Origin of the sequence: Pseudoxanthomonas kaohsiungensis (assembly GCF_010211765.1) — a bacterium.
In the GTDB taxonomy this organism is placed as follows: domain Bacteria; phylum Pseudomonadota; class Gammaproteobacteria; order Xanthomonadales; family Xanthomonadaceae; genus Pseudoxanthomonas; species Pseudoxanthomonas kaohsiungensis.
The window spans coordinates 88,019-103,035 of sequence record NZ_PDWO01000006.1 but is presented as its reverse complement, the minus strand read 5'-3'; the positions used below and the strand labels follow the sequence as shown (position 1 = coordinate 103,035).

15 protein-coding genes are annotated in these 15,017 nt (G+C 71.5%); 4 read left to right on the top strand and 11 right to left on the bottom strand.

Annotated elements, in window-relative coordinates:
• Window positions 1–3: 3 nt before the first annotated feature.
• From mreD to CSC66_RS08300, 3 genes are all read right to left on the bottom strand, one after another.
• On the bottom strand, window positions 4–489 hold the full coding sequence (gene mreD / locus CSC66_RS08310; protein WP_162376932.1) for a rod shape-determining protein MreD: 486 nt from the start codon (window positions 487–489) through the stop codon (window positions 4–6).
• Window positions 486–1,553, bottom strand: coding sequence for a rod shape-determining protein MreC (gene mreC / locus CSC66_RS08305; protein ID WP_162376931.1), 1,068 nt, complete (start codon window positions 1,551–1,553; stop codon window positions 486–488). The genes mreD and mreC overlap by 4 nt, the downstream gene beginning before the upstream one ends.
• Before the next feature lie 102 nt (window positions 1,554–1,655).
• Window positions 1,656–2,702, bottom strand: a complete 1,047-nt coding sequence (locus CSC66_RS08300) for a rod shape-determining protein (RefSeq protein WP_162376930.1) — start codon at window positions 2,700–2,702, stop codon at window positions 1,656–1,658.
• Window positions 2,703–3,037: 335 nt separating this feature from the next.
• Here CSC66_RS08300 and CSC66_RS08295 point away from each other — a divergent pair, with 335 nt between their 5' ends.
• Window positions 3,038–3,973, top strand: a complete 936-nt coding sequence (locus tag CSC66_RS08295) for a carbohydrate kinase family protein (RefSeq protein ID WP_162376929.1) — start codon at window positions 3,038–3,040, stop codon at window positions 3,971–3,973.
• Between the two features lie 339 nt (window positions 3,974–4,312).
• On the opposite strand, the gene CSC66_RS08290 is transcribed toward CSC66_RS08295, so the two are convergent.
• The 3 genes from CSC66_RS08290 to ubiE form a co-directional block, all read right to left on the bottom strand.
• Entirely contained in the window at window positions 4,313–5,056 is a 744-nt protein-coding gene (locus CSC66_RS08290; protein WP_202935617.1) for a hypothetical protein, read from the bottom strand.
• A gap of 63 nt (window positions 5,057–5,119) precedes the next feature.
• Window positions 5,120–7,135 (bottom strand): M1 family metallopeptidase, encoded by a 2,016-nt coding sequence (locus CSC66_RS08285; protein WP_162376928.1) that lies wholly within the window; start codon window positions 7,133–7,135, stop codon window positions 5,120–5,122.
• A 336-nt stretch (window positions 7,136–7,471) separates the two neighbouring features.
• Window positions 7,472–8,248, bottom strand: a complete 777-nt coding sequence (gene ubiE / locus CSC66_RS08280; RefSeq protein WP_162376927.1) for a bifunctional demethylmenaquinone methyltransferase/2-methoxy-6-polyprenyl-1,4-benzoquinol methylase UbiE — start codon at window positions 8,246–8,248, stop codon at window positions 7,472–7,474.
• Between the two features lie 247 nt (window positions 8,249–8,495).
• Here ubiE and CSC66_RS08275 point away from each other — a divergent pair, with 247 nt between their 5' ends.
• Window positions 8,496–8,951 carry a nucleoside deaminase gene (locus CSC66_RS08275; protein ID WP_162376926.1) on the top strand — a complete coding sequence of 152 codons (456 nt, stop codon included), beginning with the start codon at window positions 8,496–8,498 and terminating at the stop codon, window positions 8,949–8,951.
• A gap of 45 nt (window positions 8,952–8,996) precedes the next feature.
• On the opposite strand, the gene CSC66_RS08270 is transcribed toward CSC66_RS08275, so the two are convergent.
• Window positions 8,997–9,881 carry a LysR substrate-binding domain-containing protein gene (locus CSC66_RS08270; protein WP_162376925.1) on the bottom strand — a complete coding sequence of 295 codons (885 nt, stop codon included), beginning with the start codon at window positions 9,879–9,881 and terminating at the stop codon, window positions 8,997–8,999.
• 84 nt (window positions 9,882–9,965) lie between these two features.
• Here CSC66_RS08270 and CSC66_RS08265 point away from each other — a divergent pair, with 84 nt between their 5' ends.
• Both CSC66_RS08265 and CSC66_RS08260 read left to right on the top strand, forming a co-directional pair.
• Window positions 9,966–10,547: a LysE family translocator gene (locus CSC66_RS08265; RefSeq protein WP_162376924.1), complete on the top strand. Its 582-nt coding sequence runs from the start codon at window positions 9,966–9,968 to the stop codon at window positions 10,545–10,547.
• A 2-nt stretch (window positions 10,548–10,549) separates the two neighbouring features.
• Window positions 10,550–11,095, top strand: coding sequence for an NADPH-dependent FMN reductase (locus CSC66_RS08260; RefSeq protein ID WP_162376923.1), 546 nt, complete (start codon window positions 10,550–10,552; stop codon window positions 11,093–11,095).
• A gap of 21 nt (window positions 11,096–11,116) precedes the next feature.
• Here CSC66_RS08260 and hslU read toward each other — a convergent pair whose 3' ends face one another.
• The 4 genes from hslU to xerC all read right to left on the bottom strand — a co-directional run bounded on the left by hslU (window position 11,117) and on the right by xerC (window position 14,761).
• On the bottom strand, window positions 11,117–12,463 hold the full coding sequence (hslU, locus tag CSC66_RS08255; protein WP_162377013.1) for an ATP-dependent protease ATPase subunit HslU: 1,347 nt from the start codon (window positions 12,461–12,463) through the stop codon (window positions 11,117–11,119).
• Between the two features lie 195 nt (window positions 12,464–12,658).
• Window positions 12,659–13,210 carry an ATP-dependent protease subunit HslV gene (gene hslV, locus CSC66_RS08250; RefSeq protein WP_162376922.1) on the bottom strand — a complete coding sequence of 184 codons (552 nt, stop codon included), beginning with the start codon at window positions 13,208–13,210 and terminating at the stop codon, window positions 12,659–12,661.
• 49 nt (window positions 13,211–13,259) lie between these two features.
• Entirely contained in the window at window positions 13,260–13,781 is a 522-nt protein-coding gene (locus tag CSC66_RS08245) for a DUF1203 domain-containing protein (protein WP_238394334.1), read from the bottom strand.
• Window positions 13,782–13,882: 101 nt separating this feature from the next.
• Window positions 13,883–14,761 carry a tyrosine recombinase XerC gene (xerC, locus tag CSC66_RS08240; RefSeq protein ID WP_162376921.1) on the bottom strand — a complete coding sequence of 293 codons (879 nt, stop codon included), beginning with the start codon at window positions 14,759–14,761 and terminating at the stop codon, window positions 13,883–13,885.
• Between the last annotated feature and the right edge of the window lie 256 nt (window positions 14,762–15,017).

The window sequence follows — 15,017 nt, the reverse complement described above, 5'->3', positions numbered from 1 at the left end:
GGCTCAGTCGCCACGCCGGCCCAGGCGCAGCGCATCCAGCAGCAGGAACAGCGGCGGCCACAGCAGCATGCCCAGCACCGGCGCCCACCAGTAATGCCAGGGCAGGGTCGGCTGTCCCAGCGCCAGGTGGATCGCCGCGCTGACGATGCGGTCGTTCAGCAGCAGCGCGCCGATCGCCAGGGCCTGCTGCGACAGCGGGAAGAACCGCAGCCGCGCGCGGAAACGCTGCAGGATGAAGGCCATGATCACCAGCCGCAGCGCCTGCTCGCCGAGCAGGCCGCCGTAGGCCAGGTCGGCCGCCAGCCCCACGCAGAAGGCCAGGCCCAGGCCGGCGCGCGAGGGGGCTTCGATCACCCAGTAGGCCAGCACCAGCGCCAGCCAGTACGGGCGCAGCGGCTGCAGCGTCTCCGGCAGCGGCAGCAGGCCCAGCAGCAGGGCCACGCACAGGCTCGCCGGCAGGATCCAGCCGCCATCGCGCAGGCGGCTCATCGCGGCGTCTCCCGCGGCGGGTTGCTGGGCACCGCTGGCGGCGGGGTCGAGGCAGGCGGCCGCGCCGCGCCAGTGGCGTCTGCCTCTGCGCCGCTGCCATCGCGCGTGGCTGCCGGCCGCGGCGGAGGGCTGGACGGAACGGTCGCCGGGGTGCTGGCCGGAGCGGCGTTCGCGGCGGCATTCGCGTCCGCCCCGGCCGCGGCGCCCCGGGCGGCCGGCAGCGGCAGCGGCGCACCGCTGCGCAACAGCAGCACGTCGCGGCCGCGGTCCAGCTGCGCGGCCGGCGCCAGTTCGCCGACCAGGAAGGCCTGGCTCTCGTCCGGCCGCAGCGCGGTGATGGTGGCCACCGGGAAGCCCGGCGGGAAGCGTCCGCCCAGGCCGGAGGTCACCAGGGTGTCGCCGACCTCCACGTCGCGGTTGAGCGGCACGTCGCGCAGCTCCAGGCGGTCGCCGCCGCCGTAGGCGATCAGGCGCACGCCGTTGCGCGCGATCATCACCGGCACCGCGTGGTCGGGATCGGTCAGCAGCAGCACGGTCGAATGCAGCGGCGTCACCTCGACCACCTGGCCGAGCAGGCCGCCGGCATCGATCACCGCCTGGCCCAGGCGCACGCCCTCGCGGCTGCCGGCGGCCAGCACCAGCCGCTGCCGCGAAGGCGCCAGGTCGATGTCGAGGATCGGCACCAGCTGCACGTCCAGGCCGCCGCGCTCGACCACGCCGAGCAGGTCGCGCAGCTGGGCGTTGTCGATGGCGGCGTTGCGCAGCCGGGTCAGGCGCGCATTGGACAGCAGCAGGTCGTTGCGCAGCTGCCGGTTCTCCTCCAGCAGCGCCTCGCGCGAGGCCAGCCCGTCCTTGAGGCCGCTGCCCAGGCGTCCCGGCAGTCCGGCCAGCGCCCACACCGGCTGCACCAGCAGGCCGGCCTGGGCGCGGGCCTGGTGCAGCCAGCCGCCACGATGGTCCAGGACCAGCAGGGTGACGGCCAGCGCCAGGTACGCCAGCAGGCGCAGCGTGCCGGCGGTGTCACCAGGTCGGGCAGCGGCGGCAGGTCCGGGATAGGACGACACGGAGGACGGTCAGGGGCGCGGCGGCGAAGAGGGCAGTATGGCGGCGGACGCGGGCCTGCGCCCGCCGGTGCCGCGCCGCGGCGGGCACCACGTGGCGTCCGGTCAGTCCGGGGCGAAGAACTCGTTGCCGTGCATGTCGACCATTTCCAGCGCACGGCCGCCACCGCGGGCGACGCAGGTCAGCGGGTCGTCGGCGACCTGCACGTGCAGGCCGGTCTCCTCGGAGATCAGCTTGTCCAGGTCGCGCAGCAGCGCGCCGCCGCCGGTCAGGACGATGCCGCGCTCGGCGACGTCGGCGCACAGTTCCGGCGGGGTCTGCTCCAGCGCCAGCTTCACCGCGGAAACAATTCCCGACAGCGGCTCGTGCAGCGCCTCGAGCACCTCGTTGGAGTTGATCTTGATCATCTTCGGCACGCCCTCGGCGAGGTTGCGGCCGGAGATCTCCATCTCGTGGACCACGGTCTGCGGATAGGCGCAACCGAGCTCGACCTTGATCCGCTCGGCGGTGGCTTCGCCGATCAGCATGCCGTGGTTGCGGCGCACGTAGTTGGTGATCGATTCGTCGAAGCGGTCGCCGCCGATGCGCACCGACGCCGAATAGACGATGCCGTTCAGCGAGATGACCGCCACTTCGGTGGTGCCGCCGCCGATGTCGATGACCATCGAGCCGCGCGCTTCCGACACCGGCATGCCGGCGCCGATCGCCGCCGCCATCGGTTCCTCGATCAGGTACACGTCGCGGGCACCGGCCTCCTCGGCCGATTCCTTGATCGCGCGGCGCTCGACCTGGGTCGAGCCGGCCGGCACGCAGACCAGCACGCGCGGGCTCGGGCGCAGGAAGCGCGACTTGTGCACCTTCTTGATGAAGTGCTTGAGCATCGCCTCGGTGTAGGTGAAGTCGGCGATCACGCCGTCCTTCATCGGGCGGATGGTGGTGATGTTGCCGGGGGTGCGGCCGAGCATCTGCTTGGCCTCAGCGCCCACCGCGGCGACCGAGCGGGTGCCGCCGATGGCGCGGTCCTGGCGCACCGCGACCACCGAGGGTTCGTTCAGCACGATGCCCTGGCCGCGCACGTAGATCAGGGTATTGGCCGTGCCCAGGTCGATGGACAGGTCGTTGGAGAACATGCCGCGGAGCTTCTTGAACATCGGGGGAGGCGGTCCTGGGGTCTGGCGGTGGAGCAGCGGGGAAGCCCGGCGACCCGCGCCCGGGGGCGGCGAGGGTGGCGAAAATTTGGGCAGAAACAAGGCCGGCTAGCCTAGCAACGGTACCCGGCCCGGGCAAGGAAATTCCACGGCAAAACCGCGACTTTCGCCGCTGTCCCCGGGCGCCGGGCGGGGATCGGGCCGCCCCGCCGGGCTGGCCGTGCCGGGATGCAGCCGGTAACCTTCGCACCGGCGCCGCGGTGCCGGGACGCGCGCCGTCCCGCACGCTCGCCGCCCGCGCCCCTTGCCCGCCCCCGGGCCTCCCGAGCAGCCAGACGATGTCCACCCTGATCTGTGGTTCCCTTGCCTACGACACCATCATGGTGTTCCCGGACCAGTTCAAGAACCACATCCTGCCGGACAAGGTCCACATCCTGAACGTGTCGTTCCTGGTGCCGCGGATGCGCCGCGAGTTCGGCGGCTGCGCCGGCAACATCGCCTACAACCTGCACCTGCTGGGCGGCAAGCCGGTCCCGATGGGCACCGTCGGTTCGGACTTCGGGCCCTACCGCGAGCATTTCCAGGCGCTAGGCATCGACCTGTCGCGGGTGAAGGTGATCGACGAGCTGTTCACCCCGCAGGCGTTCATCACCACCGACCACGACAACAACCAGATCACCGCCTTCCATCCCGGCGCGATGATGCGCTCCTACGAGAACCACGCCCGCGACGTGCCCGGCATCACCCTGGGCCTGGTCGGCCCGGATGGCCGCGAGGGCATGCTGCAGAACGCGAACGAGTTCCAGGAGATGGGCGTGCCGTTCATCTTCGACCCCGGCCAGGCGATGCCGCTGTTCAACGGGCAGGAGCTGCGCCAGTTCATCGAGCAGGCCGATTACGTGGTCGTCAACGACTACGAGTCCAACCTGCTGCAGGAACGCACCGGCTGGAACGACCGCGAGATCGTCTCCCGGGTCAAGGCCTACATCACCACCCAGGGCCCGCGCGGCGCGCTGGTGCACACGCCCGAGAAGACCTACGACGTGCCACCGGCGCACGAGCGCCGCGTGGTCGACCCGACCGGCTGCGGCGACGCCTTCCGCGCCGGCCTGATCTTCGGCATCGACAAGGGCTACGACTGGCTGACCATCGGCCGCATGGGCAACCTGATGGGCGCGCTGAAGGTCGAGCATCCCGGCACCCAGAACCAGCGCTTCGACTTCGACGAATTCAACGACCAGTTCAAGCAGCAGTTCGGGTATTCGCTGGCCTGAGGGCGGCGCCCGCTCCCATCCGGGCGGCGCTCGCGTCCCTGGACACCGCGGTCCGCCCTGCCGTACCTGCCTGGTGGAATGACGCGGCGTGCCTCATCGCCCTGTTCCTCGAAATCCACGTGCCCTGCCGCGTGACCGCCGCCCTTGTAGAGCGGGGCTTGCCCCGCTGCTCTACGATGCATGCCGCACGAGGCAGCGGGGCAAGCCCCGCTCTGCGGGAATGCGCCGCAGCCAGGCCTCCAGGTCGTGGCGACGCACGCGTGTGCGCCGGGCCCCGCCCAGCTTCTCCAGCCTCCATGCACGGCGGACCGGATCATCGGCGGCGCGTAGCCGGCCGGCTCAGTCCCAGCCCGGCATCTGGCTGCCATCCAGGCCACCGACCTCGAACACCGCGGTGCGGGTGCCGCCGGCCTTCACCGGGAACTCGATTTCCAGCAGCTGCGCCTTGCGCATCTGCTTCCACAGGCCGCGATAGTCCTCGATGAACATCGCGATGGCCTCGTCGGTCTTCGGCCGCCAGGCGGACATCGGCTTCGCCGCCGCGTCGTCGAAGGCGACCTTGACCTTGCAGCCGCCGTAGCAGTCGAAATCGCCGCCTTCCAGCACCAGGTAGGCGCTGCGCTTCCACTCCGGGTGGTCGCGGATCACCAGCTGCACCGTGGCCGGGGCGCTGCCGCCGGTATCGAGCGGTTCCTTGCTGAAGATCGCCGCCGTGCGCTGCTCGCCCTTGCCGGCGGCCACGCGCGCGTAGTTCCACAGCGCTGACAGGCGGCGCTGCTCGCGCGCGGCGTCCGCCCTGGCGGTGACGTCGGCCAGCGCCGGCTCGACCGCCGCCGCCGCCTCGGTACCCGGATACTGCGCCAGCAACGCGGTGCCGTGGATGCGCGCCAGTTCCCAGTTGTTGGCGGCCACGGCCGCGTCGTATTCGCCCTGCAGCTTGGTGGCGGCCTGCTCCCTGGCCTGCGCTTCGGCGGCGGCCTGCGCCTGGCGCTGGGCTTCGCGGTCGGTGCAGGAGGTAGTGGCCAGCAGGACGGCGCCGCAGATCAGCGCGGACAGGGCGAGCCGGGAATGGACAGGTTGCATCGACGCGCTCCTCGACGGATGCGGAATGAAAGCGCGCCGGTCGGGCCGGCGCGCATGGACCGGTTACGGCTGCTTCGGCTGTTCGGCCGATGCGTCCGCCGGTGCTTCTGCCTGCCCGTCGGCCGGGGCCGTCGGCGGGGAAGCCGGAGCCGCCAATGCGGCAGCCTTGTCGGCCCGCTGCAGCAGCGCCTCGACCGAGGCGGTGGTGATCGGGTGGTAGCCGGGGCGCGCGCGCGCGAATACTTCATGCGCGAAGGCCAGGCCGTCCGGCGTCTTCACCAGTTCCTCGTAGATCGGCATGATCAGCTTGCGCCGGCCGACGCGTTCGATGAACTCGCCCGCGGCCGGGCGCGCCTCCAGGTAACCGCTGCGCAGCGCCAGCGGATACCAGCGCATGGCGATCTCGCCATTGGCCGTGCCGGTGAACTTGTAGGCGGCGTCGAGCTGGGCCAGCTGCTCGGGCTTGAGCGCTTCGCCCATGCCTTCCAGGAAGTGCACCCAGGCCTGGGTGCCCCACTCGCTGGTGATCTGCGCGTTGGGCAGCAGCGCGCTGCCGCGCCAGGCGATGCGCGCGGTGTCGACGTTGGAGAACGTGCGCGACTGCGCCTGCGGCGCGAACGCCGGGATCCCCGGCTGGTTCAGCCACGCGTCCAGTTCCTCCGGGCGCACCGCGTTGGGGTTCTTCGGCAGCAGGTTCTTCTTCAGGTAGGCGACGAACTGGTCGCTGTCGGCGCTCTGGAAGGCGTGGTCGTCGAACCAGCCGCGCAGGAACGGATCGAACACCTCGCGCCCGAAACGCTGCTCCAGGAACTGCAGGAACCACGAACCCTTGACGTAGGCCACTTCGCTCAGCGCCTCGTCCGGGTCGCGCTCGCTCAGCGGCGGCAGCACCAGCGCCTGCTGCTCCGGGCTCATCCCGGCCATGTCCTTCTTCACCCCGGTCTGGTCGATCTGGCGCTCCATCTCGGCCATCTCGGTGCCGTACAGCGCTTCGGTGATGCGGCCCTGCACGTAGGTGGTGAAGCCCTCGTTGAGCCAGATGTCCTTCCAGCTGGCGTTGGTCACCAGGTTGCCCGACCAGCTGTGCGCCAGCTCGTGGGCGATCAGCGAGACCAGCGACTTGTCGCCGACGATCACGGTGGGCGTGATGAAGCTCAGGCGCGGGTTCTCCATGCCGCCGAACGGGAACGACGGCGGCAGCACCAGCATGTCGTAGCGCTCCCAGCGGTACGGGCCGTACAGCTGCTCGGTGGTGGCGATCATCTGCTCGGTGTCGGCGAACTCGGCGGTGGCGCGGTCCACCATCGACGGCTCGGCCCACACGCCGCTGCGTCCGGAGATCGGCTTGAACACCAGGTCGCCCGCGGCGATCGCCAGCAGGTACGACGGGATCGGCTGCGGCATCTTGAACGTGTAGTCGCCGTCGCGCGCCGCATTCGGGTCGTTGTCGGCGCTCATCAGCACCATCACGTCCGGGCGGCTGGTCACGTGCGCGGTGTAGGTGAAGCGCACGCTCGGGGTGTCCTGCAGCGGCACCCAGCTGCGCGCGTGGATCGCCTGCGACTGGCTGAACATGAAGGGCAGCTGCTTGCCCTCGGTCATCGACGGCTCCAGCCACTGCAGGCCCGAGGCGGTCGGCGCGGTGTGGTAGGTGACGCGGACCTGCGGGTTGCGCTGCGGCGCCTCGATGGTCAGCTTGCTGCCGAACACCGGGTCGGCGTCGGCCAGGGCGAACTGCAGCGGCGCCCAGGCGCCGTCGGCCTGGCCCTCGACCTTCTGGATGGTCAGCTCGCGGGTGTCGAGCACCAGCTGGGTGGCCTTGGGATCGGTCCAGTCCAGGGTGTAGGTGGCGGTGCCGGCGAGCTGCTTCCGGTCGAAGTCCAGCGCCAGCTCCAGGGCCAGGTCGGTGATCCGGACCTGGTCGGGCTGGGCGAAGGAGCTTTCATCGTGGCGACGCTCGGATACCGCGGCGGCCTTGGCCGGCTCGGCGGCGGACTGGGCGTCGGCCGGGGCCTTGTCGCCGGAGCAGCCGCTGGCGGCGGTCACCATCGCGAGGGAGAACAGGAGGGAAAGACGCATGCGGGGCGGAGCCTGGAACGGGGAAGCGCGCAGTTTACCGTGCGCACCCTGTCCGGCCATTGACGCGGTGCCACACGCGTCTCCCGATGGGGCCGGGGAGACCGGACACCCGTCCGTGGGAAAGCGCCTGCGGCACCGTCGGCACCGGCGACGGCCTCGTTCGTCCTTCGCCCGGCTCGCCCATGAAGATGGGCTCCTACAAGGAAAGATGCGCCGCTGCTTTTTTGTAGGAGCCGATTCATCGGCGACGCGACGCCCGCAGCGGCGCCAGCGCCCCTCATGACGTCACCCCGTCATCCTGGGACGGCCGCCTGCAGGAAGCGCCGGCCGGGCGGCTCAGACCTTGTAGCCGGTGTGCACCGCGACGATGCCGCCGCTCAGGTTGACGTAGCCGCAGCGCGACAGGCCCGCCTCTTCCATCATCGCCTTCAGCGATTCCTGCGGCGGGTGCTTGCGGATGCTCTCGGCCAGGTACTGGTAGCTGCCCGGGTCGCCGGCGAACAGGCTGCCCAACTTCGGCAGCACCTTGAACGAGTGGAAGTCGTACAGCGGCTTGAACCACTCCGCCTTGACCTCGGAGAACTCCAGCACCCGCGCCTGGCCGCCGACGCGCAGCACGCGCGCGATCTCGCGCAGCGCCGCGTCCTTGTCGGTGACGTTGCGCAGGCCGAAGGCCATCGTCACCAGGTCGAAGCTGGCATCCGGGAACGGCAGCTTCTCGGCGTTGCACTGCACGTAGTCCAGGCCGGCGACCAGGCCGCGGTCGGTCAGCCGGTCGCGACCGACCGAGAGCATGCCGGCATTGATGTCGCCCAGCACGATCGTGCCGGAGTCACCGACGCGCGGCTTCAGCAGCGCGGCGATGTCGCCGGTGCCGCCGGCCAGGTCGAGCACGCGGTCGCCCGGCTTGACCTGGCAGGTCGCGACGAAATAGCGCTTCCAGACCCGGTGGATGCCCAGGCTCATCAGGTCGTTCATCAGGTCGTACTTGCCGGCGACCGAGGTGAAGACCTCGCCGACCAGCTTCTGCTTCTCGCCTGCCGGCACGTCGCGGAACCCGAAGTGGGTGGTGCCGCTTTCGTACGGGGAGGACTTGTCGTGTGCGTGGCTCATGCCGCGATTATGGCACCGGCGGCCGCGGCCGCGATCACGCCCGCCCGCCGCCGGCGGCTTCCAGTCGCCGGTGGGGCCTCCGCGGCGCGGGGCGGAGAGCGATCACGGACGGCTGCTGGCGGAGCGGCACCGGTTCTCCCGGCGGCAGGCCTGCCGGCGGAACCGGCCCGCCGCCGGACATGGACCGACGGCTGCCGATGCGCGTCGCGCTGGCGTACGCTGGCCCTCCCCCCGTGGACCACGCCCGATGACCGCCCCGCCCGACTACCGCGCCATGCTTGCCGTCGCCGTCGAAGAAGCCCGCCAGGGCCTGGCCGAGGGCGGCATCCCGATCGGCGCGGCGCTGTTCGCCCGCGACGGCACCCTGCTCGGCCGCGGCCACAACCGCCGCGTGCAGGAGGGCGATCCATCGGTGCACGGCGAGACCGATGCGTTCCGCAAGGCCGGCCGCCAGCGCTCCTACCGCGACACGATCATGGTCACCACGCTGTCGCCGTGCTGGTACTGCAGCGGGCTGGTGCGCCAGTTCGGCATCGGCACGTTGGTGATGGGGGAGTCGGCCAACTTCTGCGGCGGCCACGAGTGGCTGCGCGAGCACGGGGTCGAGGTGGTGGACCTGGCCGACCCGGAGTGCATCGCGATGCTCGGCGACTGGATCGCGGCCAATCCGGCGGTGTGGAACGAGGACATCGGCGAGGACTGACGCCGCATCCCGGTCGGGCCCGGCCGGAAGAACACGCCTGCCGCTTCAATCGTCGGCGCGCGCCTGCAGCCAGTCGACGAAGCGCTCCAACGCGGCCGGAACCTTGCCGTTGCCGGGCATCACGATCCAGTACGCCTGCGGCAACGGGATTTCATAGGGACCAAACGGCTGCACCAGCACGCCGCTGTCCAGTTCACGCCGGGCCAGGCGCCGGCGCGCGAGGGCCACGCCGAGACCCTGCGCGGCCGCTTCGATCACCAGGTGCGAGGACGGAAACGACTGCCCCTGCGATACGTCCAGCGTCGCCGGGCCCGGCCCATCGCGCCAGCGCGACCACGCCGCGTTCGGATCGTGGTCGTGCAACAGGGGCAGATCCAGCAAGGTCTTCAGCGGCCATGGCGTGCGCCGCCGCAGCAGGCCAGGACTGGCGACCGGTACCAGCGCATCGTCCATCCACGGCCGCGCGTTCGGCCAGGGACCGGCGCCCATGCGCAATGCGATGTCGACCTGCTCGCGCGACAGGTCGACCAGGTCCGAGCGCACCGAGACCGATATCCGCGTCCGCGGATGCGCCTGGCGGAACGCCGGCAGGCGCGGCAGCAACCAGCGGGTGGCGAAGGATTCGGTGGTGGAGACCACCAGTTCGCGCGCGTGCGCGGGCCGCTGCTCCCTGTGCAGCGCCAAGTGCAGGCGCGCGAATGCGGCCTCCGCGGCGTCGGCGATCTCCTGCCCGCGGCGGGTCAGGCCGATCGCGTCGCCCGGATGCCGCCGTGGCTGCAGCAGCGGCGCCCCCGCCGCACGTTCGAGTTCGCCCAGGCGGCGGCTGACCGCCGAATGGGCGATGCCCAGGTGGCGCGCGGCGGCACGCACGCCACCGTGGCGGACCACCTCGTGGAATGCGGCGAGGGCCTGGAGCGGTAGCCTGTCCATGGTCTCCAGATTAGACCATGGCGCTGCCGGCGCACGACCGCGTCCGCCGCGACACTGGCCGCCGTCCGTTCCCGGGTACCGCCGATGGCCGCGCTTGCACTGCTGATCTTCGTTTCCACCATCACGCCCGGCCCGAACAACCTGGTGCTGCTGCATCGCGGAGCGACGCGCGGATTCCTCGCCGGCCTGCCGGCCTGCCTGGGGATCGCCTTCGGTGGCAGCGTGATGCTTGCGATCGCCCTGGTCGTGCTGGGCGCCGGCGCGCTTCCGCGGGCGGCCATGCCCTGGCTGGCAAGCGCCGGCGCGGCGATGCTGCTGGCGATGGCCCTGGCCCTCTGGGTGACGCGGCCCGGCGACGCGCCCTTGCGCGCATCGCCGGCCGGCTTCTGGACCATGGCTGCGTTCCAGCTGGCCAATCCGAAGGCCTGGGCGTTCCTCGTTTCGCTGGCCGCGCTTCATGCCGCCGATGGCGCCGTCTCCGCCGCCGCCACGGTCGCGGTTTTCGCCGGGGCCAGCCTCCTGTGTTCGGCGATCTGGCTGGGTGGCGGCCGGCTGATGTCGCGCCTGCTCGCCACGCCGCGCCGGTCGCGCCTGTTCAACCGCGCCATGGCCGTGGCGATGGCCGCGATGGCCGCACACCTCCTGCTCCGCACCTGGAATCCCTGACCATGAAGCTACTCGCACTTTCCGGCAGCACCCGCCGCGACTCCTGGAACACCCGGCTGCTGCATGCCGCGGCCGCAGCCGCGCCCGCCCGCGCCGAGGTGGCATGGGCACCCGACCTGTCGGCATTGCCGCACTTCGGCGAGGACATCGAAGCGCAGGCGTTCGCCAGCGGCCCGGTCGCCGCATTCGTCGCGGCCGTGCATGCCGCCGATGCCCTGCTGGTCGCCGCGCCGGAATACAACCAGTCGATCCCCGGCACGCTCAAGAACGCACTCGACTGGCTGTCGCGCGGCACCGATGCCGACCGGCTCGCGGGCAAGCCGGTGGCCGTGGCCGGTGCCACCGTCGGCCCCTGGGGAACGCGGCTGGCGCAGGCGCACCTGCGCCATGTCCTCGGCGTCATCGGCCTGCGCGTGGTGGGCCCTTCGCTGTTCGTCGCCGGGGCGGCCAGCCGCTGGGACGCGGAGGCCGGCCGCTGGGACGCCGCGCTGCAGGCGCGGCTGCAGGCATGGATGGACGCGACGGTCGCCGCGGCCGGCACCGGCTGATCGGCCGGCGCAGGATGCGACTCAGAGGATGTAGCGGCTCAGGTCCGGGTCCTGCACCAGTTCGCCCAGGTGCGCGTCGACGTAGGCGCGGTCGACCGTGACCGACTGGCCGTCGCGGTCCGGGGCCTCGTAGCTGAGCGTGTCGAGCAGGCGCTCGAGCACGGTGTGCAGGCGGCGGGCGCCGATGTTCTCCTGGCGTTCGTTGACCTGCGCGGCGATCTCGGCGAGGCGCTCGACCGCTTCGGGGGCGAAGGCCAGGGTGACGCCCTCGGTGCCCAGCAGCTCCACGTACTGCCGCGTCAGCGCGGCCTTCGGCTCGGTGAGGATGCGGACGAAGTCGTCCTTGCTCAGCGCCGACAGCTCGACCCGGATCGGGAAGCGGCCCTGCAGTTCGGGGATCAGGTCGCTCGGCTTGGCCAGGTGGAACGCACCGGAGGCGATGAACAGGATGTGGTCGGTCTTCACCGTGCCGTAGCGGGTGGAGACGCTGGAGCCCTCCACCAGCGGCAGCAGGTCGCGCTGCACGCCTTCGCGGCTGACGTCGCCGCCGGTCATGCCGTTGCCGCTGCGCTTGGCCACCTTGTCGATCTCGTCGATGAAGACGATGCCGTGCTGCTCGCAGGCCTCGATCGCCTGCGCCCGGATCTCGTCCTCGTTGACCAGCCGGCCCGCTTCTTCCTCGACCAGCAGCGGGCGCGCGGCCTTGATCGACACGGTGCGCTTCTGGGTCTTGTCGCCGCCCAGGTTGGCGAACATCTGCCGCAGCTGCTGGCCCATCTCCTCCATGCCCGGCGGGGTCATGATGTCGACGCCGGCATTGGCGGCGAGGTCCAGTTCGATCTCGCGCTCGTCCAGCTCGCCTGCGCGCAGCATCCTGCGGAACTTGGCCCGGGTCGAATCCTCGGAGCCGGACACCTGCACCTCCGCGCGAGCGGCCGGATCGAAGCCCATGGCCGCGGCGCGGCGCGGCAGCAGCGCATCGAGGATGCGCTCCTCGGCGCGCTCCTCGGCCTGCAGGCGCACCTTCACCTTGGCCTGCTCGCGGTACATCTTCACCGCGGTGTCGGCCAGGTCGCGCACGATCTGCTCCACGTCCTTGCCCACGTAGCCGACCTCGGTGAAGCGGGTCGCCTCGACCTTGACGAACGGGGCATTCGCCAGCGTCGCCAGCCGGCGCGCGATCTCGGTCTTGCCCACGCCGGTGGGGCCGATCATCAGGATGTTCTTCGGCATCACCTCGTTGCGCAGCTCCGGGTCCAGCTGCATGCGCCGCCAGCGGTTGCGCAGGGCGATGGCCACCGCGCGCTTGGCCGACTGCTGGCCGACGATGTGGCGGTCGAGCTCCTGCACGATCTCGCGCGGGGTCATGGTGGCGGAGGTGTTGTCGAAGTTGTGCGACATGGACGTGCTCACTGGTGGCTGTAAGGCGGGGCCATGCGGCCGCCGGCCTTCGGGTGGACGGCCCCCGGGCCGGGGGCGATCACGGGATGCGGGATCTGGAACAGGCTTGGCGCCCGGCGCGGCGACACCGCATGGCGACGGCGCCGGTGCGATGACGCGGCCTCAGAGTTCTTCGACGACGACGTTGCGGTTGGTGTAGATGCAGATGTCGCCGGCGATGCCGATCGCCTCGGTGGCGATCGTCCTGGCGTCGAGCTGCGTGTGGGCCATGAGCGCGCGCGCGGCCGACAGCGCGTAGCTGCCGCCGGATCCGATCGCGATGATGCCGTCCTCCGGCTCGATCACGTCGCCGGTGCCGCTGATGACCAGCGAGGTCTCGCGGTCGGCCACCGCCAGCAGCGCCTCGAGCTTGCCCAGTCGGCGCTCGGTGCGCCAGTCCTTGGCCAGCTCCACCGCGGCGCGGGTGAGCTGCCCGTGCTTCTCGAGCTTGGCCTCGAACAGCTCGAACAGGGTGAACGCATCGGCCGCCGCGCCGGCGAAGCCGGCCAGCACCTGGCCGTCGCGCCCCAGCCGCCGCACCTTGCGCGCATTGCCCTTCATCACCGTGTGGCCGAGCGTGACCTGGCCGTCGCCGGCGATGGCCACCTTGTCGCCGCGGCGCACGCAGACGATCGTGGTGGCGTGGAAAACGTTGGGGTTCTGGCTGGGGTCCATGCGGCCTCCGTGGGCTGTCACACGGACATGGGGACAGGCCCGGCCGCGATCAAGCCTTCCGCACCGCCGGCGTCCAGGTCCGTTCGGCCAGGCAGGAGTAACAACCGTGGCGGGCGTTGTGCAGGTGGGCATAGGCCACCTCGGCGCGTGCGAACGCCGCCTCCAGCCACGCGGCCACCACGCGGCCCTCGCACACCTGCGCGTCCACCATCCGGTGCACCCGGTCGTAGGCGCGCACCGAGATCAGCCGGCTGGCCACGTACGGCGGCACCTGGCCGGGCGGCAGCACGCGCCGGCGCGCGCCGCGGCGGACATAGACCGGGCCGCTGGCGCGGTAGGGCGAGCGTGCGGACAGGTGTTCGTGGTTCAGCAACAGCAGCTCCTCGCCCACGCGCGCGTCCTCCAGGCCGACACGGCATGGAAAGCCGCGATCGGCGTCGGCGAAACGGCGGACGATGCCACGCGCGGCGAGCTCCGCGTCGTCGAGCAGGAACAACGGTTCGAAAGGGGCCGGATCCAGGCCAGCCAGGCGGAACGGCGACATGCGCGGACCTTGCAAGAGGAGGGGCATGCAGGATCGCAGGCGCGCGCGCCGCCGGCTCGCCGGATCCGGACATGGCATGCGCGGGCTCCGCCGTGGCGGCGCGCAGGCCGGGTGGCGGCGGCGCAGGCTCAGCGCTTGCGCCGGGCGCGCGGGTGCGCGGCGTCGTAGACCTTGGCCAGGTGCTGGAAGTCGAGATGGGTGTAGATCTGGGTGGTGGCGATGTCGGCGTGGCCGAGCAGCTCCTGCACGCCACGCAGGTCGCCGGAGGATTCGAGCACGTGGCTGGCGAAGCTGTGCCGCAGCATGTGCGGGTGCACGTTCTTGAACAGGCCCTGGCGCGCGGCGAGCTGGCGGATGCGGACCTGCACGGCACGCTGGCTGATGGCGCCGCTGCCGCGGCCGGGGAAGACGAAGTCGTCGGCCTGTGCACCGGTCGAGGCGCGCCAATCGCCCAGCGCGCGGCGCGCGTGCGAGCCGACCGGCACGCTGCGCTGCTTGGCGCCCTTGCCGAGCACGGTGACCAGGCCCGCGTCCAGGTCCAGGTCGCGCCAGCGCAGCGCGCACAGCTCGCTCAGGCGCAGGCCGGAGGAGTAGAACAGCTCGAGCAGCGCGCGGTCGCGCAGGCCCAGCGGTGTATCGGTCGGCACTTCGACCAGCCGCACCGCTTCGTCCACGTCCAGCACCTGCGGCAGGCGTCGCGGTGCCTTGGGCGCGCGCAGGCCGGCAGCGGGACTGGCCGGAATCGCGCCGTTCTTCAGCAGCCAGGCGTAGTAGCTGCGGCAGGCGGACAGGCGCCGCTGCAGGCTCTTGGGCGACAACCCGCGCCGGTGCTCGGCGGCGACGAACTCGCGCAGGTGGGTCGCATCGAGCCGGCACGTCTCGCCGGCGCCCTGCGCCAGCGCCCAGCCGGCGAGCGCATCGAGGTCGCGGCGGTAGGCGTCGAGCGTATGCGCCGACATCGCCCGTTCCACGCGCAGGTGCTCGAGAAAGTCGTCGATGCCGTTCATCGGGGGCGGCCGCCATCATGCATGGGTGCATGATGCGCGCAAACGGGCAACGCCGCGATCCCGGCCTCGTGGTGGTGCTCGTAGAGCGGGGCTTGCCCCGCTTCGCGACGTCTACCGGCGTAGCGAACAGCGGGGCAAGCCCCGCTCTACGCCAAGCCCGCCACGCAGGGCGATCCTGGAAAACGCAAACGCGCCACGGACGGTGAAGAATCGCAGGCACCGGTTGCGTTGCGGCCGGGAGCCTGTGGCTGCCGGC